22 protein-coding genes are annotated in these 21,620 nt (G+C 73.1%); 9 read left to right on the forward strand and 13 right to left on the reverse strand.

Features of this window, described 5'->3' with window-relative positions:
* The first annotated feature begins 43 nt into the window (after positions 1-43).
* Positions 44-538, forward strand: coding sequence for a DUF6328 family protein (locus K7640_RS25505; RefSeq protein WP_222957449.1), 495 nt, complete (start codon positions 44-46; stop codon positions 536-538).
* Positions 539-686: 148 nt separating this feature from the next.
* Entirely contained in the window at positions 687-2,657 is a 1,971-nt protein-coding gene (locus K7640_RS25510; RefSeq protein WP_222957450.1) for an acyl-CoA dehydrogenase family protein, read from the forward strand.
* Positions 2,658-2,825: 168 nt separating this feature from the next.
* Here the strand turns inward: K7640_RS25510 and K7640_RS25515 are convergent, their stop codons facing one another.
* The 8 genes from K7640_RS25515 to K7640_RS25550 form a co-directional block, all read right to left on the reverse strand.
* Positions 2,826-2,993 carry a hypothetical protein gene (locus tag K7640_RS25515; RefSeq protein WP_222957451.1) on the reverse strand — a complete coding sequence of 56 codons (168 nt, stop codon included), beginning with the start codon at positions 2,991-2,993 and terminating at the stop codon, positions 2,826-2,828.
* 9 nt (positions 2,994-3,002) lie between these two features.
* Complete coding sequence (locus tag K7640_RS25520) at positions 3,003-3,608, reverse strand: hypothetical protein (protein ID WP_222957452.1); 606 nt, start codon at positions 3,606-3,608, stop codon at positions 3,003-3,005.
* A gap of 129 nt (positions 3,609-3,737) precedes the next feature.
* A complete protein-coding gene (locus K7640_RS25525; RefSeq protein WP_222957453.1) occupies positions 3,738-4,133 on the reverse strand; it encodes a Fur family transcriptional regulator in 396 nt (131 codons plus the stop codon).
* A 22-nt stretch (positions 4,134-4,155) separates the two neighbouring features.
* Positions 4,156-4,455, reverse strand: coding sequence for a metalloregulator ArsR/SmtB family transcription factor (locus K7640_RS25530; RefSeq protein ID WP_222957454.1), 300 nt, complete (start codon positions 4,453-4,455; stop codon positions 4,156-4,158).
* Positions 4,456-4,489: 34 nt separating this feature from the next.
* Positions 4,490-5,356, reverse strand: a complete 867-nt coding sequence (locus K7640_RS25535; protein WP_222957483.1) for a metal ABC transporter permease — start codon at positions 5,354-5,356, stop codon at positions 4,490-4,492.
* Entirely contained in the window at positions 5,356-6,117 is a 762-nt protein-coding gene (locus K7640_RS25540; RefSeq protein ID WP_222957455.1) for a metal ABC transporter ATP-binding protein, read from the reverse strand. Before K7640_RS25540 ends, K7640_RS25535 begins: the two co-directional genes overlap by 1 nt.
* Before the next feature lie 76 nt (positions 6,118-6,193).
* Positions 6,194-7,141: a metal ABC transporter substrate-binding protein gene (locus tag K7640_RS25545; protein ID WP_222957456.1), complete on the reverse strand. Its 948-nt coding sequence runs from the start codon at positions 7,139-7,141 to the stop codon at positions 6,194-6,196.
* A gap of 54 nt (positions 7,142-7,195) precedes the next feature.
* On the reverse strand, positions 7,196-7,453 hold the full coding sequence (locus K7640_RS25550) for a DUF6703 family protein (RefSeq protein ID WP_222957457.1): 258 nt from the start codon (positions 7,451-7,453) through the stop codon (positions 7,196-7,198).
* Between the two features lie 27 nt (positions 7,454-7,480).
* Between K7640_RS25550 and K7640_RS25555 the strand changes: the two genes are divergently transcribed.
* From K7640_RS25555 to K7640_RS25565, 3 genes are all read left to right on the forward strand, one after another.
* On the forward strand, positions 7,481-7,822 hold the full coding sequence (locus K7640_RS25555; protein WP_222957458.1) for an antibiotic biosynthesis monooxygenase: 342 nt from the start codon (positions 7,481-7,483) through the stop codon (positions 7,820-7,822).
* 262 nt (positions 7,823-8,084) lie between these two features.
* Positions 8,085-8,531 (forward strand): hypothetical protein, encoded by a 447-nt coding sequence (locus K7640_RS25560; protein ID WP_222957459.1) that lies wholly within the window; start codon positions 8,085-8,087, stop codon positions 8,529-8,531.
* A 142-nt stretch (positions 8,532-8,673) separates the two neighbouring features.
* Positions 8,674-10,053 (forward strand): glycine--tRNA ligase, encoded by a 1,380-nt coding sequence (locus tag K7640_RS25565; protein WP_222957460.1) that lies wholly within the window; start codon positions 8,674-8,676, stop codon positions 10,051-10,053.
* Between the two features lie 53 nt (positions 10,054-10,106).
* Here the strand turns inward: K7640_RS25565 and K7640_RS25570 are convergent, their stop codons facing one another.
* Positions 10,107-10,742 (reverse strand): hypothetical protein, encoded by a 636-nt coding sequence (locus K7640_RS25570; RefSeq protein ID WP_255609927.1) that lies wholly within the window; start codon positions 10,740-10,742, stop codon positions 10,107-10,109.
* Positions 10,743-11,259: 517 nt separating this feature from the next.
* On the opposite strand from K7640_RS25570, the gene dusB reads away from it, so the two are divergent.
* Positions 11,260-12,423: a tRNA dihydrouridine synthase DusB gene (dusB, locus tag K7640_RS25575; protein WP_222957461.1), complete on the forward strand. Its 1,164-nt coding sequence runs from the start codon at positions 11,260-11,262 to the stop codon at positions 12,421-12,423.
* A gap of 54 nt (positions 12,424-12,477) precedes the next feature.
* Here dusB and K7640_RS25580 read toward each other — a convergent pair whose 3' ends face one another.
* Both K7640_RS25580 and K7640_RS25585 read right to left on the reverse strand, forming a co-directional pair.
* Positions 12,478-13,125 (reverse strand): C39 family peptidase, encoded by a 648-nt coding sequence (locus K7640_RS25580; RefSeq protein WP_222957462.1) that lies wholly within the window; start codon positions 13,123-13,125, stop codon positions 12,478-12,480.
* Between the two features lie 1,116 nt (positions 13,126-14,241).
* On the reverse strand, positions 14,242-14,613 hold the full coding sequence (locus tag K7640_RS25585) for a nuclear transport factor 2 family protein (protein ID WP_222957463.1): 372 nt from the start codon (positions 14,611-14,613) through the stop codon (positions 14,242-14,244).
* A gap of 237 nt (positions 14,614-14,850) precedes the next feature.
* On the opposite strand from K7640_RS25585, the gene K7640_RS25590 reads away from it, so the two are divergent.
* Complete coding sequence (locus K7640_RS25590) at positions 14,851-15,669, forward strand: helix-turn-helix domain-containing protein (RefSeq protein WP_222957464.1); 819 nt, start codon at positions 14,851-14,853, stop codon at positions 15,667-15,669.
* A 21-nt stretch (positions 15,670-15,690) separates the two neighbouring features.
* Here the strand turns inward: K7640_RS25590 and K7640_RS25595 are convergent, their stop codons facing one another.
* Entirely contained in the window at positions 15,691-17,418 is a 1,728-nt protein-coding gene (locus K7640_RS25595; RefSeq protein WP_255609949.1) for a family 20 glycosylhydrolase, read from the reverse strand.
* Positions 17,419-17,824: 406 nt separating this feature from the next.
* On the opposite strand from K7640_RS25595, the gene ppdK reads away from it, so the two are divergent.
* Positions 17,825-20,533, forward strand: a complete 2,709-nt coding sequence (ppdK, locus tag K7640_RS25600; RefSeq protein WP_222957466.1) for a pyruvate, phosphate dikinase — start codon at positions 17,825-17,827, stop codon at positions 20,531-20,533.
* A 58-nt stretch (positions 20,534-20,591) separates the two neighbouring features.
* Here ppdK and K7640_RS25605 read toward each other — a convergent pair whose 3' ends face one another.
* Positions 20,592-21,026, reverse strand: coding sequence for a roadblock/LC7 domain-containing protein (locus tag K7640_RS25605; protein ID WP_222957467.1), 435 nt, complete (start codon positions 21,024-21,026; stop codon positions 20,592-20,594).
* Positions 21,027-21,259: 233 nt separating this feature from the next.
* On the opposite strand from K7640_RS25605, the gene K7640_RS25610 reads away from it, so the two are divergent.
* Entirely contained in the window at positions 21,260-21,613 is a 354-nt protein-coding gene (locus tag K7640_RS25610; protein WP_222957468.1) for a VOC family protein, read from the forward strand.
* Positions 21,614-21,620 lie beyond the last annotated feature (7 nt).

A 21,620-nucleotide genomic window follows, 5' to 3' on the forward strand; every position in this document is an offset into this window, starting at 1 on the left:
GCGATCTCGTCGGCGTCGTCGGTTGAGTGAGAGGTGACGCCGAGTGTCGAAGGAAACCGAGAAGCAGCGCTGGCAGCGCAACTTCGCCGATCTGCTCCAGGAGTTGCGGGTCGCGCAGACCGGCGTCCAGATCCTCTTCGCGTTCCTGCTCACCCTGCCGTTCAGCAACGGCTTCACCCGGACCAGCGAGTTCCAGAAGGACGTCTACATCGTCGCGTTGCTGGCCGCGGCGGCGGCCACCGCGATGATCATCTCGCCGGTCGCCTTCCACCGGGCGCTGTTCCGCCAGGGCCGCAAGCCGGAGCTGGTGCGCTTCGCGCACACCATGGCCACCGGCGGGCTCGCCTTCATGCTGATCGCGATGGTCAGCGCGGTGCTGCTGATCACCGACTTCGTGCTCAGCCGGCCGATCGCGTTCCTGCTCACCGCGGTCACCGCGATCTGGTTCCTGGCCTTCTGGGTGATCCTGCCGTTCGCCCGCCGCAACTGGGGCGACGAGGACATCACCGACGACGAGGACCTGCCCGCCGGGGACTGACCCTGCCGCCGGCCCGAATCGGCGGTGCCCGCAGCGCTACCCCTGGGTAACACCCAGGGGTAGCTTTGTGTTGTCGAGCACGTCGATGTCACGCGCGTCGGCGTCGAGCACGGCGATGTAGCCGGACCGAGGTGCGAGGGGGCAGCCGATGACCACGACCCAGGACAGCACACCCGTCTCCGACGGCGCCGGGCCACTGCCGAAGGAGGCCGGCCAGGTCAGCGAGAAGGAGGCCCGCCAGGTCGCCGAGGCGGCCCGGGAGGCCGCCTGGGACCGGCCCAGCTTCGGCAAGGAGCTGTTCCTCGGCCGGTTCCGGCTCGGCCTGATCAACCCCTGGCCGCACTCGGACGCGGCCGACGACGCGCGCGCCGAGGAGTTCCTCACCGCGCTGCGCGCCTTCCTCACCACCGAGGTGGACGGCCCGGCCATCGAGCGCGACGCCCGGATCCCGGACGAGGTGCTGCTGGGCCTGGCCCGGCTCGGCGCCTTCGGCATGAAGATCGACCGGAAGTACGGCGGGCTCGGGCTGAGCAACCTGCACTACTGCCGGGCGCTGATGCTGGTCGGCTCGGTCAGCCCGGCGATCAGCGCGCTGCTCTCCGCCCACCAGTCGATCGGCGTCCCGCAGCCACTGAAGATGTTCGGCACCGCCGAGCAGAAGGAACAGTTCCTGCCCCGGCTCGCCGGCGGCGAGGTGTCGGCGTTCCTGCTCACCGAGCCCGACGTGGGCTCCGACCCGGCCCGGCTCGCCACCGTCGCCACCCCGACCTCCGACGGCACCGGCTACCGGCTCAACGGGGTGAAGCTGTGGGCCACCAACGGCACCCTCGCCACTTTGCTGGTGGTGATGGCCCGGGTGCCGGCCGCCGACGGGCGCCGCGGCGGGATCACCGCCTTCGTGGTCGACGGCGACGCCGAGGGCATCACCGTCGAGCGGCGCAACGCCTTCGTCGGCCTGCGCGGCCTGGAGAACAGCCTCACCCGCTTCCACGACGTCTTCGTGCCGAAGGAGAACGTCATCGGCGGCGAGGGCAAGGGCCTGAAGATCGCACTGACCACGTTGAACACCGGGCGGCTCTCGCTGCCCGCGATGTGCGTGGGCGCGGGCAAGTGGTCGCTGAACGTGGCCCGGGAGTGGGCCGCCGACCGGGTCCAGTGGGGACGGCCCGTCGGCGAGCACGAGGCCGTCGCCAAGAAGCTGGCCTTCATCGCCGCCACCACGTACGGCATGGAGAGCATGCTCGACCTCTGCTGCCTGCTCGCCGACGACGACCGCAACGACATCCGGATCGAGGCCGCGCTGGTCAAGCTCTACGCCAGCGAGATGGCCTGGCAGATCGCCGACGAGCTGATCCAGATCCGGGGCGGGCGCGGCTACGAGACCGCCGAGTCGCTGGCCGCCCGGGGGGAACGGCCGGTCGAGGTCGAGCAGATCCTGCGCGACCTGCGGATCAACCGGATCTTCGAGGGCTCGACGGAGATCATGCACCTGCTGATCGCCCGGGAGGCGGTCGACGCGCACCTCTCCGTCGCCGGCGACATCATCGACCCGGACGCGGGGCTGGGCCGCAAGGCGAAGGCCGGTGCCCGGGCCGGCGCCTTCTATGCGAAGTGGCTGCCCACCCTCGCCGTCGGCAAGGGCCAGACGCCGGGGGCGTTCGCCGAGTTCGGCCCGCTCGCCGGGCACCTGCGGCACGTCGAGCGGACCTCCCGCAAGCTGGCCCGGTCCACCTTCTACGCGATGTCCCGCTGGCAGGGCAAGATGGAACGCAAACAGGCGTTCCTCGGCCGGGTGGTGGACATCGGCGCGGAGCTGTTCGCCATGTCGGCGGTGTGCGTACGGGCCACCGCCGAGCGCGGCACCCACCCGGAGAACGTCGAGCTGGCCGACCTGTTCTGCCGGCAGGCCCGGATCCGGATCGACCAGCTCCTCGCCGGCCTCTGGGAGAACACCGACTCGGTGGACGTGGCGGCGGCCAAGCGCATCCTCGCCGGCCGGTACGCCGCCCTGGAGGAGGGCGTGGTCACCCCGCCCGCCGACCTGCCGTGGGTGGCCCGCTGGGAGCCCGGCCCCTCCACCGCCCAGGACGTCCGCCGCCGCATCCCCCGCCCCGAGTGAAAGGAGGGGCCCCCTGTTAACGCATTTTGTATAGGAGGGGGCCCCTGTTAACGCCTCGCACCGAGCGCGGACGCGGGCGCGGGGCGGTGCGAGGGCGGCGCTGGCGTGGGGGCAGCGCTGGGGCGGTGCGGGTCGCCCGGTCAGCGCTCGGCGGTGTGGGTCGCCCGGTCAGCGGGCGATGGCCCAGGCCAGGATGGCGGCGAGCAGCAGCCCGTTGAGACCCGCGAGCACCAGGTAGGCCGACGGCGGGATCCGGCGGCCCTTGCGGACGTAGCTCACCAGCACGCCCGCGTACACCAGCAGGGCCACGGCGACGGCGATCAGGAAGTACAGCACCGGGACACCCTAACGGCTGCCCCGCAGGCCGAGTCGACGCAGCTCCAGTGCGGCGAGCGCGTCGAGCGTCTCGTCGTCGCCGCGCCGCCACGCCTCGGCCACGTCGGGCGCCACCCGGGCCAGCCGGCCCAGCGGCTGACCGGTGAGCGCCCGCAGCGCGAGCAGGTCCCGCCCGGCGGGCGCGGCGGCGAGCCGCTTCGCCGCGCCGGCCCGGCGCATCCAGCGCACCCGCAGCGGCAGCCAGCCGAAGAGCACCAGGCCGAGCGGGAAGATCAGCACCGCCACGGCCAGCGCCAGGGCCAGCTGCTCGACCAGCTGCTGCTGGTCGCGGCCGGCCTCGGCCATCGCGCGGGCGGCCTCGGCCGCCTTGGTGAACGGGGCGGTCAGCTCGTCGCCCACCAGCGGCACCCGGCCGACCTTCCCACCGGCGTCGGCCAGGTTGTCGGCGAGGCCACCGCCCGCGCCCTCCAGCTTCTGCCCGGGTACGGCCAGCTTCTGCACCAGATCGTGCAGCCACAGCGCGAAGCGGATCGAGGCGTACACCCAGGCGACCACGAGCAGATCGGTGAGGAGCTGACGGGCGGCGGTCGGGAAACGATCGGCGTAGATCTTCACGCCGGACAGCGTGCCACGCTCCGGCCCGGCTGGCACTCCGTGCCGGCCCCTCGACAGCCCGGCGCGCAGCCTGCGAAGTGTTAAGAAGGGGCCCCTGCTATACCGCAGGCGTTAATAGGGGGCCCTTCCTTACGTGCAGCCGGCGCAGGTGCCGAAGATCTCCAGGGTGTGGCTGACGTCGGAGAAGCCGTGCTGGGCGGCGACCCGTTCGGCCCAGGTCTCCACGGCCGGGCCGGCCACCTCGACGGTCCGGCCGCAGGACCGGCAGACCAGGTGGTGATGGTGGCCGTCGCTGCACCGGCGGTAGAGGTGCTCGCCGCCGGGCGGTCGCATCACGTCGATCTCGCCGGCGTCGGCCAGCCCCTGCAGGGTGCGGTAGACGGTGGTCAGCCCGACCCGCTCGCCGCGCTGGCGCAGCATCGCGTACAGATCCTGGGCGCTGTGGAAGCCCTCGACCTCGGCGAGCAGCGCGCTCACCGCCGAGCGTTGCCGGGTGTTCCGGACCACGGTGCCGGACTCGGTCATGCCACCTCCCCGCGTCGGTCGGTCACTTCGCCTCCCCGGCGTGGCTGACCGCGTCCGCCACGATGTGCGCCACGTGCTCGTCGACAAGCGTGTAGGCGATCTCGCGCCCGCGCCGTGAGCCGCGCACCACTCCGGCGCCGCGCAGCACCCGCAGGTGCTGGGAGACCAGCGGCTGGGGTGCGCCGAGCTTGTCGACGATCTCGTGCACGCACCGTTCACCCTGCGCCAGCTCGCTCACGATCGCCAGCCGGATGGGCGCGGCGAGGGCGCGCAGCAGGTCACCCGCGCCCTCGAAGGCCTCGTATCCGTTCGTGCCGGTCACCCGACAACGGTAACCAATTGCACGGGTGGCCGGCTCACCGGAGGACTACCTCGGGCGGCTCGGTGGCCGGCGCGGGGTGCGGGGTGCGGTGCCGGCGCAGCGCCCGCCACCCGGCCGCGGCCAGCGCGACGACCAGGAAACTGGCGATGGCGAGCAGCACCACCGAGGCGCCGGGCGCGGTGTCCGCGGTGGCGGCCACCAGCACCCCGCCGCCGGCGGCCAGCAGCCCGAGCGCCATCGCCGCGGCCATGGTGGTCCGGAACCCCCGGGTCACCTGCTGCGCGGTCGCCACCGGCACCACCATCAGGGCGCTGATCAGCAGTACGCCGACCGCGCGCATGGCGATCGTGACGGTCACCGCGGTGGTCACCGCGATCAGCATGTTCAGCGCCCGGACCGGCAGCCCGGAGACCCGGGCGTACTCCTCGTCGTGGCAGACCGCGAAGAGCGCCGGGCGCAGCACCAGCATGGTCACCAGGATTGCCACGCCGAGCACCGCGATGGTGGTCAGGTCGGCCGGCGACGTGGTGGTCAGCGACCCGAAGAGGTACGCGTTCAGCGAGGCGTTGCTGGCGTCGGAGAGCCCGACCAGCATCACCCCGCCGGCGATACCGCCGTAGAAGAGCAGCGCCAACGCCAGGTCGCCGGAGGTGCGGCCCCGGGAGCGGACCAGCTCGATCACGATCGCGCCGAGCGTCGCGGCGATCACCGCCACCAGCACCGGGGACCGGTTGAGCAGCAGCCCGGCGCCGACCCCGGTCAGCGCCACGTGCCCGATCCCGTCGCCGATCAGCGCCAGCCGGCGCTGCACCAGATAGATCCCGAGCGCCGGGGCGGCCAGCCCGATGACCAGGGCGCCGACCAGGGCGCGCAGCATGAAGTCGTACTGGAAGAGGTCCATCACATGCTCCACAGCCCGGCGGGCTCCTCGTCGCAGTGCGGGTGCACGTGGTCGTGGTCCGGCTCCGCGTGGTGGCCGGCGGGTTCCGGCACCGGGCCGTCGTGGGCGATGCCGCCCTGGTGTACGACGACCGCCCGGCTGATCAGCGGGCGCAGCGGCCCCAACTCGTGCGCGACCAGCAGCACGGTGCCGCTGCCGGCGACGAAGCCGCGCAGCGCCCCGGCGAACGCCTCCTGGCTGGCGGCGTCCACCCCGGCGGTGGGCTCGTCGAGGACCAGCAGCTCCGGCTCGCCGGCCAGCGCCCGGGCGATCAGGGTGCGCTGCTGCTGGCCGCCGGAGAGGGTGGCCACCGGGTCGCCGGCCCGGTCGGCCAGCCCGACGGCGCGCAGCGCGGCGGCGACCGCCTCCCGGTCGGCCCGCCCCGGCGGCCGCAGTACGCCCCGGCGGGCCAGCCGGCCGGAGGCCACCACCTCGCCCACCGTGGCCGGTACGCCGCTGCCGGCGCCCAGCCGCTGCGGGACGTACCCGATCCGCCGCCACTGCCGGAAGCGGCGCTGCGGGCTGCCGAAGAGGGTGACCGACCCGGCGGTCAGCGGCACCAGGCCGAGCACCGCGCGGATCAGGGTGGACTTGCCGGAGCCGTTGGCGCCGAGCACGGCGACCACCTCGCCGGCGGTGACGGTCAGCGAGACGTCCCGCAGCACCGGGCGGCCGTCGTAGCCGACCGCCGCGTGGGCGATCTCGATCACGGGTGCGTTCATGTCGCCGCCTCGCTTCACTCGGCGCCGGCAGGAGACCTGCCGGGGCCGGGCCGGTGATTCGCTCGCTGCCGCTCGCTCATGAGCAGTCCAACGCGGTGCGCAGGGTTTGGAGGTTGGTCCGCATCGCGGACAGGTAGTCGCCCTCGGCGGGCGGGCCCTCGATCGGGTCGAGCACGGCGGTCCGCGCGCCGACCTCGCGGGCGAGGGTCTCGGCGACCTTCGGGCTGACCAAAGTCTCGAAGAAGATCGTGGTGGCCTGGTGCTCGCGGGCCTCCGTCGCCACCTCGGCGAGGCGCTGCGGCGACGGCTCGGACTCCGGGGTCAGCCCGGTCAGGCCGATCTGCTCCAGCTGGTAGCGCTCGGCCAGGTAGCCGAAGGCGGTGTGGCTGACCACGATCTCCCGGCGCTGGCAGGTCGCCAGCCCGGCGCGCAGGTCGGCGTCCAGCTTCGTCAGCTCACCGCGCAGCGCCGCCGCGCGGGCGGTGTAGTCGGCGGCGTGCGCCGGGTCGGCCTCGGCCAGCCGGGCGGCGAGCCGGTCGCCGAGGGTGGCCAGCCGGGTCGGGTCGAGCCAGACGTGCGGGTCCTTGCCGCCGCTCTCCTCGTGGCCGTGGTCCGCGCCGTCCTCGTGGTCGTGGTCGTGGCCGCCGGCCGCCGCGTCGCGCAGCGGCTGCACGGTGGTCACGTCGAAGGCCCGGTCGGCGGCGTTCTGGTCGATCGCCTCGTCGACGGCGGGCTGGAAGCCCTTGAGGTAGACGACCACCTCCGCCTCGCTGAGCTGGCCCACCTGGCGCGGGTTGAGCTCCAGGTCGTGCGGCTCGGCGCCCGGCTTGGCCAGGTTGGTGACCCGTACCGCGTCGCCGCCGACCCGCTCGGCGAGGAACTGGAGCGGGTAGAAGGCGGCCACCACGTCCACCCCGCGCGGGTCGGCGCCCGCGCCCTCGTCCGAGCAGGCGGCGGTGCCGCCGAGGGTCAGCAGGGCGGCGGTCGCGGCGGCCAGGGCGCGCGGGGCGGTGCGGAGCGTCATGTCAGCAACTCTCCGCGATAACGAAATTGATTGTCAAAAACGCATGGGTGCATGTCACAGCAGCTTGATCAGCGCGACCGTGCTGAGCAGCGTGAGCATCACCAACCGGAGCATCCGGGTCTGCGGGGCCTGCACCGCCCAGGTCGTGGCCAGCAGCCAGAGCAGGGCCGCGGCCAGCGCCAGCAGCAGCACCCCACCCACCGGGCCCGGGGCGAAGAACGCCACCAGGACCAGGGCCAGCGTGGCCAGGAACACCGTCGTCGGGTTGACCCGGGCCAGCCGGGCCAGCAGGGGGCGCTGCGTACGCTGCATCCCACAGACTCTACGAGGAGGACGCCGGTGCTGGTGACCAACCGGTTCGTGGTCGACGAGGGCCAGTCGCCCAGTTTCACCGAGCGGGCGCACGCCGCGCTGACCGCGCTCGCCGCCCGCCCCGGCTACCTGCGCGGGGAACTGCTCCGGGCGTACGACGACCCCCGGCACTGGTGCCTGCTCACCGAGTGGGAGTCGGTCGGGGCGTACCGGCGGGCGTTGGGCGGGTTCGACGTCAAGGTGCACGCCACCCCGCTGCTCGCCGAGTCGCTGGACGAGCCGTCCGCGTACGAGACGCTGGCCAGCGCCGCCCCGGACGGGGAGATCGTCGAGCTGGCCAGCGATCGGGCCGCACGGCCGTACCGCTGAGCCGGCGGGCACTACCCTGCACGGTATGACCGCTCCCGGACCGCCGTACCCCGTGTCGCCCGGCCAGGGCGGCGGCCCGCCGGCTCCGCCGCCCGGCGGTCACCCCACGTCCCCCGCCGGTTCCGTGCCGGGTTCCCCGGCCGGTCCCGTGCCCGGTTCCGCGCCCGGGGTCCCGGCAGGTTCCGCGGTCGCTGGTCCGCCCGGTTCCGCGCCCGGTGTCCCGGCCGGGGCGGGCGCGCCGGCGCCGCCGGCCGGCCCCGGGGTGGCCCCGCCGTTCGCCGCGCCGCCCACCGAGGGCCGGCAGTCCCGGCTCTGGCTCGGGCTGGGCGTCGGGGCGCTGGCCGTGCTGCTCTGCTGCGGCGGGGGCGGCGCGGCCGTGGTCGGCCTCGGGATCAGCAACATGCAGGCCATCCGCGAGCAGGGCCGGACCGTGACCGAGCACTACTACCAGGGGCTGCGCGAGCGGAACTACGACGAGTCCTACGACGCGCTCTGCGACCCGGCCCGGCGGCGCGAGTCGCGCGCCGAGTTCGAGCGGCGGGTCTCCCAGCAGCCGCAGGTGACCGCCTACCGGGTCGGCGAGGTGGACGCGACCAGGCTCACCGTGCCGGTCGACGTGACCTTCGAGGGCGGGCAGCAGCGCACCCAGCAGGTGACCCTGGCCCCGGACAACAACACCGGCGACATCGAGGTCTGCGGGATCAACTGACCGCGAGACCGCCTCGGGGCCGGGCCGGGTCACCCCGGTATTCTGCTGGGCTCGGGCCCCCGGTCGCCGTACCGTTGTCCCGAACCGACCTGTTCCATCCACATCTCGCCCCCGCCGACCGCCAGCCGGCGTAGGAGGAAACATGCCAGCCGACCGTATCGACGCCGTCGTCAGCCTCGCCAAGCGCCGGGGCTTCGTCTTCCCCTCCAGCGAGATCTACGGGGGTACCCGGTCGGCCTGGGACTACGGCCCGCTCGGCGTCGAGCTGAAGGAGAACGTCCGCCGGCAGTGGTGGCGCACCATGGTCCAGCAGCGCGACGACGTCGTCGGCCTGGACTCGGCAGTCATCCTGGCCCGCCAGGTCTGGGAGGCCAGCGGCCACATCGCCGAGTTCGTCGACCCGCTCACCGAGTGCCAGGCCTGCCACAAGCGGTTCCGCGCCGACCACCTGGAAGAGGCGTTCGAGGCCAAGCACGGCCGGCCGCCGACCTCCCTGGCGGAGATCAACTGCCCGAACTGCGGCAACAAGGGCACCTTCACCGAGCCGAAGATGTTCAACGGCCTGATGAAGACCTACCTCGGCCCGGTGGAGAGCGAGGAGGGCCTGCACTACCTGCGCCCGGAGACCGCCCAGGGCATCTTCGTCAACTATAAGAACGTCGAGACGGTCGCCCGCAAGAAGCCGCCGTTCGGCATCGCGCAGACCGGCAAGTCGTTCCGCAACGAGATCACCCCGGGCAACTTCATCTTCCGGACCCGCGAGTTCGAGCAGATGGAGATGGAGTTCTTCGTCGAGCCGGGCACCGACGAGCAGTGGCACGAATACTGGCTCTCCGAGCGCTGGAACTGGTATCTCGACCTCGGCCTCTCCGAGGCCAACCTGCGCTTCTACGAGCACCCCAAGGAGAAGCTCTCCCACTACTCGAAGCGCACCGTCGACATCGAGTACAAGTTCCAGTTCGGTGGCACCGAGTTCGCCGAGCTGGAGGGCATCGCCAACCGCACCGACTTCGACCTGAGCACGCACAGCAAGCACTCCGGCGTCGACCTGTCGTACTTTGACCAGACCAAGGGCGAGCGCTGGATGCCGTACGTGATCGAGCCGGCCGCCGGCCTGACCCGCGCGGTGCTGGCGTTCATGCTCGAGGCGTACGACGAGGACGAGGCGCCGAACACCAAGGGCGGCGTGGACAAGCGCACGGTGATGCGCTTCGACCCGCGCCTCGCGCCGGTGAAGGTGGCGGTGCTGCCGCTGTCCCGCAACGAGGCGCTCTCGCCGAAGGCCAAGCAGCTCGCCGCCGACCTGCGCAAGCGCTGGATCGTGGAGTTCGACGACTCGCAGGCGATCGGCCGTCGCTACCGCCGGCAGGACGAGATCGGCACGCCGTTCTGCGTCACGGTCGACTTCGACACGCTGGACGACAACGCCGTCACGGTCCGGAACCGGGACACCATGGGCCAGGAGCGCATCTCGCTGGACCAGGTCGAGCGCTACCTCATCGAGCGCCTCCCCGGCTGCTGAGGGTGTAAGGAGGGGCCCCTTCTTAACGCATTCGGTAGAGGAGGGGCCCCCTGTTAACACCCGGCACCGGGCTCGGTCCGCGGTTCGGCGCGCACCCCGACGGCCACGCCGAGACCGGACCGGGCCGCGTACGCGTCCTCCACCGTTCGGCGTACCCGGGCCGGCTCCCGCCGGATCTGGGCCGGCGTGACGTGTAGGACCAGCACCCCCAGCCGGCCGAGTTCGTTGTGCCGGTCCATCGTCCGCGCCCAGTCGCCCGGGCTGAAGTGGTGCTCCCGGGAGTCCACCTCCAGCGCCACCGCGGCCTCGGCCAGGTAGCCGTCCGGCGTAGGCAGCGTCCGACCGTCGGCGGTCAGCAGGCGCGGGTTCCAGAGGATCTCCGGCAGCAGCCGACTCGCCCCCAGGCACTCCCGCAGCTCGGCCTCGGGCGCCGACCGGGTGCCCGAGACGACCTCCGAGAACGCCTTGCGGATCAACGCCGTGCGGCTGCGCCGGGCCCGTCGGATCTCCGCGTCGAGGGCGCCGAGGTCGGTGAAGTCGCGCTGGACGGCCTCGGCCACGATCGCCCGTACCGTGCGCAGGTCGCGCAGGTCCCGGGCCGCGTCGACCACGGCCCGGGCCGGCGAGCAGACCGGGTAGAGCGCCGTCCGCCGGGCCTTGTCGTCGAGCGCCAGCGCCCGCGCGACCACCGCGTGCCCCGACGACTTGCGGCGCGCGTGATGGCGGCACGATCAGGTGTACGTCGTCCGTCCGCGGGCTGTAGCGGAAGCCGTACCAGGACAGCGCGGCCAGCCCGGTCAACTGGGCGCCGTCGCCGGCGTACAGGGCGGCCGAGATCCGGCGCTGCTCGTCGGTGAGGGCGCCGGTGAACAGGGCGTACGTCGCCGGCAGCACGCGTTGCCAGAGCCCCCGCCGGGTCTGCCGGTACAGGTACATGTCGTCGAAGCCGTCGGCGAGGAGTTGGGCGCGGGTGACCAGTTGCTGCTGGCGGTGCGCCGTCTCCGCCAACTGCGGTGAACAGTCGGGCATGGGCGCAGCCTGGCCCAGCCCGCCGGTCGCGTGGCGCCCCGCGCCGCTGGCCTGTGGACCGAGCGGCGCCCTGTGGAGAACGCCCGGACGCCGGCCGGTTGTGATATGCGCCCTGTTAACAGGGGGCCCCTGCTATGCAGAAGGCGTTAAGAAGGGGCCCTTCCTTACACTTGGGCGGTGACTGCCGTGACGTTGCCTGCGCTGACCATCGGGCCGCACCGGGTGTGGCCGCCGGTGGTGCTCGCGCCGATGGCCGGCATCACCAACATCGGCTTCCGCCGGCTCTGCCGGGAGCAGGGCGGCGGCATCTACGTCTGCGAGATGATCACCACGCGGGCGCTGGTCGAGCGGAACCCGAAGACGCTGCGCATGATCGCCTTCGGCGCCGACGAGCAGCCGCGCAGCCTCCAGCTCTACGGCACCGACCCGGAGATCACCGCCGCCGCCGTGCGGATCGTCGTCGAGCGGGATCTCGCCGACCACATCGACCTCAACTTCGGCTGCCCGGTGCCGAAGGTGACCCGTCGGGGCGGCGGCTCGGCGTTGCCGTGGCGCCGCCGGCTCTTCGCCCGGCTGGTCCGGGCCGCGGTGGACGCCGCGTCACCCGCCGGGGTGCCGGTCACGGTCAAGATGCGCAAGGGCATCGACGACGACCACCTGACGTACGTCGAGGCGGGGCTCGCCGCCCAGGACGCCGGCGTCGCCGCGGTCGCCCTGCACGGGCGTACGGCCGCGCAGCGTTACTCGGGCACCGCCGACTGGGATGCCATCGCCACCCTGAAGCAGGCGCTGGACGTCCCGGTGCTGGGTAACGGCGACATCTGGGAGGCGGACGACGCGCTGCGGATGGTCGCCCACACCGGCGTCGACGGCGTGGTGATCGGCCGGGGCTGCCTGGGCCGGCCGTGGCTCTTCGCCGACCTGGAGGCCGCCTTCACCGGCCGGCCGGAGCGGCGGCTGCCCAGCCTGGGCGAGGTGGCGGTGACCATGCGTCGGCACGCCGAGCTGCTGGTCGACCAGTTCGTGGCCGGGGCCCGGAACCCGGCGCGGGGCGAGCGGGACGGCTGCACCGACTTCCGCAAGCACGTCGCCTGGTATCTCAAGGGCTTCCCGGTCGGCAGCGAGCTGCGCCGCTCGCTGGCCATGATCGAAAGCCTGGCCCAGCTCGACGACCTGCTCGGCAAGCTCGACCCCGAGGTGCCGTACCCGGTGGAGAACCTGGGCCAGCCGCGCGGCCGGACCAACTCCCCGGGCAAGGTCTTCCTGCCGGACGGCTGGCTGGCCAGCCGGGACGACGACACCGTGCCCGACGGCGCCGAGCTGGACGACTCCGGCGGCTGAGCCGACGAAAAAGGGCCCGACCTCTCGTGGAGGTCGAGCCCTTTCCGGTGTACGTCAGGAGGCGGTGTAGCCGCGGGTGGCGATCCAGTCGGCGAGGTTGTCCACGCTGATCCGGTAGGAGGCGGTGTTCGGGTTGGCGGAGTCCGCGATGGTCACGGTCTTCCCGCCGTCGCGGTAGCCCACGACCGAGATGTAGTGCCCGCCCTCGAAGGAGTGGGTGTTGCCGTCGGTGTCGGTGGCGGTGCCGGCGATGTTGGCGACCACGGCGCGGCCGTTGTCCACGGTGCGCACGATGTCCGAGCGCAGCTTGTCGGTCTGCTTGTCGTCGGCCTTGCCGGACTTGATCTCGACCGACTTGTAGACGTCCTTGCCGGTCTCCTTGTTCAGGACCGGGGTGATGTCGTTGATGGAGTTGGTGCCGGCCTCGGTGGTGCCCATCTCCTTGGCCATGGCGTCGACGTCGATGTTCTTGCCCTGCACGGACAGGGCGTTGCGGGTGGCGGCCGGGCCGCAGTAGTAGAAGTTGGGCTGGGCCTCGTAGCGCACGCCGAGTTCCCGCTCGCCGCCGCGCTGGGTGCTGACCTGTGCGGTCTTCTCGGCCGGGGTGGCCTGGGCGGCGATGGCGGGTCCGGCGATGCCGCCGGCGGTGGCGGCGATGCCGGCGATGGTCAGGGCGCTCTTGCGGATCAGATCGGTACGCATGTGCGACTCCTCTGTTCGGGGGTGCGCGGCAGCCAGGGGGTGGGGTGCCGCGGAAAGTCTTTGGGGGTTGGGCGGCCCGGCGGTCAGCGGTGGTGACCTGCTCGGGTGGCCCGGGGATGTAACGACGACCGGCGGCGGGTCATTCCCCGGGGGCTGAGGCCCGGGTGGTGGTGCCGCGGGCTGGGGCCCGGGCGTCGTGGTGCCGCGCGGTGAGCCATGTACAACGCCGGCGACCCGGCCCCGATTCCACCGCCACGGTGACCCCGCCCACGGCACACCCACCCCCGAACCGGACACCTCACTCCCGAACCCGACACCCTCACTCCCCAATCCGCACCCCCACGCACCCCCGGCGGGGCTCCTGCTGCTGCGGCTGGCCATGATCGTCGTCGGGGGGTACCTGGCGCTGCGAACCGGACATTCCACCCACTGCCCCGAGCCCACATCCCGGGTCGCTCGCGAAGTTGGCGGGTGGAACCGGGCATTTTGCCGCTAGCTTCATGATCGACAAGGCGTGGCGGCGTGCGTGGAGCGGCCGAGGGCGGGGGTGCCTCTCGGCCGCTACCAACTTGATGTCGCTAACGAATCACCGCGCCGGGCATACCGGACAATCAGACCGGCATGGGCGGCTGCCTGATTCGTTTACGACATCAAGTTGGTAGGCGCCGCATGCGCCCCCGCCGGCCGCATCGCCCCGCCGGCCGCATCGCCCCGTCGGGCCGCATCGCCCCGTCGGGCCGCATCGCCCCGTCGGGCCGCATCGCCCCGTCGGGCCGCATGCCCCGTAGGCCGCATGCGCCCCCGTCGGGCCGCGTGCGCCCCCGGCCGGGACGCCGAGGCGGTCGAGGCGATGCGGCGCGCGCTCGCGCTGGCCGTCAACCCGGCGTCGGTCGCATGCGCCCCGCCGCCCGCGCATGCCCCCGTCGGCCCCATGCGCCCCCGTCGGTCGCATGCGCTCCCGTCGGTCGCATGCGCTCCCGTCGGTCGCAATGCGCTCCCGTCGGTCGCATGCGCTCCCGTCGGTCGCATGCGCTCCCGTCGGCCGCATGGACCGCCGCCGGGTGCCTGGGCGCGGAATCACCCGAGGCGGGAAGGCAGGCGGATGGGGTGGGGGAGTCAGGCGGGGGTGGGGACCTTGTCCAGGAAGCCGTGGACCGCGCATACCCGGCCCTCGGCGTCGCGGACCGCGACGTCGAAACCGATCACGATCGGCTCGCCGCCCGCCGCCGGCACCAGCTCCCAGCCGAACCGGATTACGTCGTGGTGCCCGTCGACGGGCCCGTGCGGGCGCAGGACGTGCCCCGGGAAGGTCTGCTGGACGCCGGCGATGACGGCGCTGATCTGCTCGTGGCCCCGCACCTCGGCCAGCGGGTCGGTGTAGGTGGCGTCCGGGGTGAAGAGGTCGCCGACCGCCGCGGTGCGGGCGTCGCCGTCGGCCTCGTTCCACACCGCGAGGTAGCGGTCGACCAGGTCGGTGTACGTGTTCATCGGAGGACATCCCTTCGTTGGTTGGTGACGCCGAGAACCCTCGCACCGGCCGCCGCGCGGTGTCGATTACCTCGGAGGTAGCCCCCGACCGGACGCTCCGTGTCCGGTGTCGCATTACCCGGCAGGTAATCGACGCGCGCTCCGGTACCCGGCAGAGTGGTGCCGACGACCACCACCACGAACGGGGGACGTGATGCGCGCCTACCGCCAGCAGCGGCGAGCACTGCCGGAGTCGGCATGACCGCCACGGCTCCCGCTTCGGTCGCCACCCCGGTCGGCGAGTCACTGCGGCGGTGGCGGGAGGTGCGCCGGCTCAGCCAGCTGGAACTGTCCCTGCGCGCGGAGATCTCCACCCGGCACCTGAGCTTCGTCGAGACCGGCCGGTCCCGGCCCAGCCGGGAGATGGTGCTGCGCCTCGCCGGGCCGCTCGACCTGCCGCTGCGCGAACGTAACCGGCTGCTGCTGGCGGCCGGCTACGCGCCCGCGTACCCGGAGACCGCCCTGGCCGCGCCGCGGATGGCCGCGGTTCGGGCGGCCGTACGCCAGGTCCTGGCCGGCCACGAGCCCTACCCGGCGGCGGTGGTCGACCGGGGTTGGCACCTGGTGGACGCCAACCGCAGCCTCGGTCTCCTCACCGACCTGGTCGCGCCGGAGTTGCTGGCCGGTCCCGTGAACGTGCTGCGGGTCAGCCTGCACCCCGACGGTCTGGCCCCGCACATCGCCAACCTCGGTGAGTGGCGCGGGCACCTGCTCAGCCGGTTGGGCCGCCAGATCGAGCTGACCGGTGACGCCGAGCTGGCGGCCCTGGAGGAGGAACTGCGCGGCTATCCGTGCGAGGACCGGGAGCCCGTGGTGGAGCTGCCCGGCCCGGGCGAGATCGTGGTGCCGCTGCGGCTGCGCCACGACGGTGGGGAGTTGGTCTTCCTCAGCACCATCGCGACCTTCGGCACCCCGCTGGACGTCACCCTGGCCGAGCTGTCCATCGAGTCGTTCTATCCGGCCGACGAGCACACGGCGGCCGTCCTCCGCGCCCGCGCCTGGCGACTCGACGGCTAGCGCGCCCCGCGCCCCGAACTGTTAAGAAGGGGCCCCTGCTCTACCGGAGGCGTTAACAGGGGGCCCCTCCTTTCCGGCGGGCCAGGGGATGTCGGGGGAGGGGTGGAAGGTGATGCCGGCGGTGCGCCAGCGCGGGGCATGGGCGGCCAGCCGGTCGCGGAAGCGGGCCCAGTCGTGGGTCGAGCGCGGGGACCAGCCCAGTTCGGCGACGGCGGGCAGCCGGGGCAGCAGCATGAACTCGATCTCGGCCAGCGAGGTGACCGACTCGGTCCACAGCGGCGCCGCGACGCCGAGCACGGCCTCCGCCGGTACCCCGGTCAGGTGGCTGCCCGGGTCCCAGTCGTATGCCCGGCGCACGTCGATCAGGCCGGCCCAGTCGTGCCCGATCGGTGTGTCGGCGGCGTACTTCATGTCGAGGTAGGTGCGGTTGCCGGGGGAGAGGATCACCCGGGCGCCCCGGCGCACCGCGTCGGCGGTCTCCGGGTCGTCGCCGTTGGTGCCCCACCACTGGAGCACCCGCCCCTCGGCGTGCGCGGCGGGGGCGAGCTGGTGCCAGCCGATCACGGTCTTGCCCGTCGCGGCCACGATCCGCTGTGCCCGCTCGACGAAGCCGGTGTACGCCGCCCCCTTCACCTTGAACGCCTCGTCCCCGCCGAGGTGCAGCCACGGTCCCGGGGTGAGCGCCGCCACCTCGCGGACCACGTCCGCGACGAAGTCGTACGTCCGCTCGTCGGCCGGGTCGAGGTAGCTGAAGCCGACCTCGGTGCCGGTGTACGGCGGCGGCGGGATCTTGCCGGGCGCCAGTTCCGGGTACGCGACGAGGGCGGCGTTGGTGTGCCCCGGCAGGTCGATCTCCGGCACCACGGTGACGTGCCGGCGGGCCGCGTACGCGACGATCCGCCGGTAGTCGTCCTTGGTGTACCAGCCGCCGGGGCCGCCGCCGACCTCGTTTGCCCCGCCCACCTCGGCCAGCTTCGGCCAGGAGTCCACCGCGATCCGCCAGCCCTGGTCGTCGGTGAGGTGCAGGTGCAGGTGGTTGAGCTTGTACCGGGCCAGGTGGTCGACCACCCGCAGCACGTCGTCCACGCCGAAGAAGTGCCGGGCCACGTCGAGCATCGCCCCCCGGTACGGGAAGCGGGGCCGGTCGACGATCGTGCCGCCGGGCACCGCCCAGCGCTCGGTGACCGGCGTCGGGCTCTCGATCGCCGCCGGCAGCAGCTGCCGCAGCGTCTGCGCGCCGTGGCAGAGGCCGGCGGCGGTGGCGGCGGTGATCCGGATCCCGGCCCGGGTCACGTCGAGCCGGTAGCCCTCGGCACCGAGCTGCGCCCCACCCACCAAGTCGGCCCCCGCGCCCGCCAGGTCGGCAGCGCCCGCCGCGCCGGCCGCGCCGGCAGCGCCCGCCGCGCCGAGAGCCGCCGTCACGCCCGCCGTGCCGGCAGCGCCCGTCGCGCCGAGAGCGGGGTCGGCCGGGGCGAGGGTGAGCACCAGCGGCCCGCCCGGCTCGGTGCCGGCCGTCTCGGTGACCGGCAGCGGGTAGCCGGTCGCCGGGCGGAGCGCGGCGGCGAGCAGGTCGGCCGCGTCGCGGGCGGCCGGGTCCGGGCTGACCCGGAGCACCGCGTCCGCCGGCAGCGTGAAGTCGGCCGCCGGGTCGGGGTGGACCCGCTCCGGGGCGGGGACCACGTCGCCCAGGCGGACCGGCGCGGCCGGGGCGAGCAGCTCACCGGCCACCTCGGCGGCGGCCCGGGCCAGCTCGGCGGCGGCCGGCCGCTGGGCGGGGAGGCCGGCCCGGTCGAGCGGCTCGGCACCGGGCTCGGGGCGGCGGGCGGCGGGGGTGGTCGACACGACGACGGCTCCCAGGGGTGTATTTGCGTGGGATATGGCAAAGGTCAGGTTCGGCGGATGCAGTGCGGTCAAGGGTACGAGGTGAATCGGAATTGCGTGATCGTGCTCGTGGAAGCGTTCCCAAAAACCGGTACGGACGCGGACAGTACGGGCGGCTGTGCCAATTGTCACCGAACGGTCCCAGGCCCCTCGATGTTCGCTTAACCTTCGCCCACCGACTGGCGACGGCACCGGATTAGCGGTGGTCGGCCCCGGGGTAAGAGGCAGCTAAACCTTCGTTAAGTGTCAATGCGGACGCGCGTGGGAGGCTCTGGTGGCAGCGCAGGATGCGGCGGACAACAAGTACGTCTACGACTTCGCCGAGGGCAACAAGGATCTCAAGGACCTGCTCGGCGGCAAGGGAGCCAACCTGGCCGAGATGACCAATCTGGGCCTGCCGGTCCCGCCCGGGTTCACGATCACCACCGAGGCGTGCAAGGCGTACCTCGCCACCGGCCGGGAGCCGGACGGTCTGGCCGCCCAGATCGCCGCGCACCTGGAGTCCCTGGAGCGGGAGATGGGCCGCCGGCTCGGCGACCCGGACGACCCGCTGCTGGTCTCCGTCCGCTCCGGGGCCAAGTTCTCCATGCCCGGCATGATGGAGACCGTCCTCAACGTCGGCCTCAACGACCGCAGCGTCGTCGGGTTGAGCAACCAGGCCGGGCAGAACGACCGCTTCGCCTGGGACTCGTACCGCCGGCTGATCCAGATGTTCGGGAAGACCGTCTGCGAGGTGCCGGGCGAGGAGTTCGAGCACGCGCTCGAGGACGCCAAGCGCGCCAAGGGTACGCACAACGACCTCGACCTGGACGCCGACGACCTGCGCGGGCTGGTCGACGCGTACAAGAAGATCTTCGCCAAGCACACCGGCCGGGAGTTTCCCCAGGAGCCGCGGGAGCAGCTCGACCTGGCCATCCGGGCGGTCTTCGAGTCGTGGAACGCCGAGCGCGCGATCCTCTACCGCCGCCAGGAGCGCATCCCGGCCGACCTGGGCACCGCGGTCAACGTGGTGGCCATGGTCTTCGGCAACCTCGGCCCGGACTCCGGCACCGGCGTCGCCTTCACCCGCGACCCGGCCAGCGGGGCGCAGGGCATCTACGGCGACTACCTGGCCAACGCCCAGGGCGAGGACGTGGTCGCCGGCATCCGCAACACCGTGCCGTTGCAGGAGCTGGAACAGCTCGACAAGAAGTCCTACGACGAGCTGCTCGGCATCATGGCCCGGCTCGAGGAGCACTACCAGGACCTCTGCGACATCGAGTTCACCATCGAGCGCGGCAAGCTCTGGATGCTGCAGACCCGGGTCGGCAAGCGCACCGCCGCCGCCGCGTTCGTCATCGCCGGGCAGCTCGTCGACGAGGGCCTGATCGACCTGGACGAGGCGCTGCACCGGGTCAACGGCGCGCAGCTGGCTCAGCTGATGTTCCCGCGCTTCCAGCTCGACCACGAGTTCCAGCCGGTGGCCAAGGGCATCGGCGCCTCCCCGGGCGCCGCCTCCGGCAAGGTGGTCTTCACCTCCGCCCGCGCGGTCGAGCTGGCCGCCGAGGGGGAGTCGGTCATCCTGGTCCGCCGGGAGACCAACCCGGACGACCTCAACGGCATGATCGCCGCCAAGGGCATCCTCACCTCGCGCGGCGGCAAGACCAGCCACGCCGCCGTGGTGGCCCGGGGCATGGGCAAGACCTGCGTCTCCGGCGCCGACGAGCTGGAGGTCGACGTACCGGGCAAGAAGTTCACCGTGGCCGGGCAGACCGTCCGCGAGGGTGACGTGGTCTCCATCGACGGCACCACCGGCAAGGTCTACCTCGGCGAGGTGCCGGTCATGCCGTCCGAGGTGGTGCAGTACTTCGAGGGCAGCCTCGACCCCGAGCACATCGACAACGCGCTGGTCCGGGCCGTACACCGGATCATGACGCACGCCGACGGCAAGCGGCGGCTGGCGGTGCGGACGAACGCCGACACCGGCGCGGACGCGGCCCGGGCCCGGCGCTTCGGCGCCCAGGGCATCGGCCTGTGCCGCACCGAGCACATGTTCCTCGGCGACCGGCGGGAGCTGGTCGAGCGGCTGATCCTGGCCCGCACCGACGCCGAGCGGCAGGACGCGCTGGGCGCGCTGCTGCCGTTGCAGCGGGAGGACTTCATCGACATCTTCCGGGAGATGGACGGCCTGCCGGTCACCGTGCGGCTGATCGACCCGCCGTTGCACGAGTTCCTGCCCCCGCTGGAGCAGCTCGCGGTGAACGTCGCGGTCGCCCAGGAGCGCGGCGAGGACGTCGCCAAGGAGGAGGCGCTGCTCGCCGCCGTGCGCCGGATGCACGAGGAGAACCCGATGCTGGGCCTGCGCGGCGTACGCCTGGGCCTGGTCATCCCGGGCCTGTTCGCCATGCAGGTCCGGGCCATCGCGGAGGCCGCGGTGGCGGTCACCGAGGCCGGCGGGACCGCCTGCCCGGAGATCATGGTCCCGCTGGTCGGCGCGGTGCAGGAGCTGGAGACGGTACGCGCCGAGGCCGAGAAGATCATCGCCGAGGTGGTCGGCGACAGCGGCGTCGAGGTGCTGATCGGCACCATGATCGAGGTGCCCCGGGCGGCGCTGACCGCCGGGCAGATCGCCGAGGCGGCCGAGTTCTTCTCCTTCGGCACCAACGACCTGACCCAGATGGGGTGGGGCTTCTCCCGGGACGACGTCGAGGGCGCGTTCTTCTGGCGCTATCTGGAGCTGGGCATCTTCGGTATCTCACCGTTCGAGTCGATCGACACCGAGGGGGTCGGCCGGCTGGTCCGGATCGCCGCGGAGGAGGGCCGGGCCGCCCGCCCGGGGCTGAAGCTCGGCGTCTGCGGCGAGCACGGCGGCGACCCCGACTCGGTGCACTTCTTCCACGCCGTCGGCCTCGACTACGTCTCCTGCTCCCCGTTCCGGGTGCCGGTGGCCCGGCTGGAGGCCGGCCGCGCCGTCGTGGAGACCGCCGGCTCCGACTCGCGCTGACCGGTTGCGCCGTCCTGGCCCGCCCGCGCCCGCAGGTGCGGGCGGGCCACGGCGTCGGTCAGCCCGCCCGACGGGGGAGCGGCGCGTGCGGGTCGGGCGGCAGGAACGACGGGGTGCGCGGGTGCTGGGTGTCGACCACCGAACCGGCCCGGGCGGCGACCGCGCGGGCCTCGTCGTGCAGGGTGTCGAGGTCGGTGGCCCGGTCGGTGACCAGGGTCAGCAGGGCGTTGCGCCCGGCCGGGTAGGTGAGCACGCAGCCGGCGTCGGTGCGCAGCACCGACTCCCGGAAGCCACCCCGCCGCACGGTGTCGGCGACCCGGTTGCCGAGGCCGAAGGAGGCGGCAGCCAGCGCGGCCAGGTGGGTGGCGTCCGTTGTCGGGAGGTCACTGGAGATCAGCAGACCGTCGGTGCCGGCCAGCACCGTCCCGGTCACCTCGGGGCGGCGTCGGCGCAGCCCCCGCAGCTCCGTGCCCATCAGCGTGTCAGCGTCCACGAGCGTCTCTCCCACCGTCTCGGTTGCGGGCGGTCGTCGGTCACTTTCTGCTGCCGCCACGCTACCGGGGGCCATGCGCGGCCCGCAGGCCCGTCCCGGCCGGCGATCGGTCGGCAACTTGGGTCTGTTCGGCGGTTGCGTCCGCGATGCCGGCCGGTCGCCGGGAGGCCGCCGAGCCCGTCCCGGCGTACCCTGAGTTCGCTCGAAGCCTGTCGGGAGCGAAGGGTGGCCGCATGACCAACGTCTGGGAGAGCCTCACCGTCGACGCGCGCGATCCGGCGCGGCTGGCCCGGTGGTGGGCGGAGGCGCTCGGCTACCAGATCGTCGCGGAACGCGCCGACGAGGTGGAGATCCGGCCCGCCCCGGACCGGTTGCCCGGCCTGGTCTTCGTGCCGGTGACCGACGCCAAGACGGCCAAGAACCGGCTCCACCTGGACCTGCGACCGGAGAGCCAGGAGGCCGAGGTCGAGCGGCTGGTCGACATGGGCGCCCGGCACGTGGACGTCGGGCAGGGCGGGGCCGAGTGGGTGGTGCTGGCCGACCCGGAGGGCAACGAGTTCTGCGTGCTCCGTGAGCGCGAGGAGTGAGCCGGTT

The sequence above is a fragment of the Micromonospora sp. PLK6-60 genome (assembly GCF_019890675.1).
Taxonomy (GTDB): Bacteria; Actinomycetota; Actinomycetes; order Mycobacteriales; family Micromonosporaceae; genus Micromonospora.